1 pseudogene is annotated in these 375 nt (G+C 58.4%); it reads left to right on the top strand.

The window, feature by feature from the left end:
- Positions 1-6 precede the first annotated feature (6 nt).
- Positions 7-375, top strand: a pseudogene (locus B2W52_RS13030) (BamA/TamA family outer membrane protein); the annotation flags it as partial.

Genomic DNA, 375 nt, shown 5'->3' with positions numbered 1-375 from the left:
GAATATTTGACCGCTGCATGGGTGGGCGTCACCCGGGTTTGTGGGGACGAAATCGAGGTAAGTGTTCTGACGCGGGATACCTGGACACTTTTTCCCAGCGTTGGCGTGTCGCGATCTGGCGGTGAGAACACCACCAACTTCGGGCTGTCTGATCCCAACTTTGCCGGGTCAGGCAAAAGCCTTGGCATCGGCTATGCGAAAGACCCGGACCGTACCGAAACCAGTCTGTATTTTGATGACCCCAACGTCTTGGGCTCGCACTGGCAGGCGGGATTCTCGTTCGATGAGAGAAGCGATGGACGGGGCCGCAGCGCCTACCTCGAGAGGCCTTTCTTCAGCGAGACCACAAACTGGCGGTTTGGCCTGAGCGGCATC

This window comes from Marinobacter sp. UBA2498, from assembly GCF_002341575.1.
In the GTDB taxonomy this organism is placed as follows: Bacteria; Pseudomonadota; Gammaproteobacteria; order Pseudomonadales; family Oleiphilaceae; genus Marinobacter; species Marinobacter manganoxydans.
The sequence above is the reverse complement of the archived record's forward strand: the minus strand, read 5'-3'. Positions and strand labels throughout refer to the sequence as shown.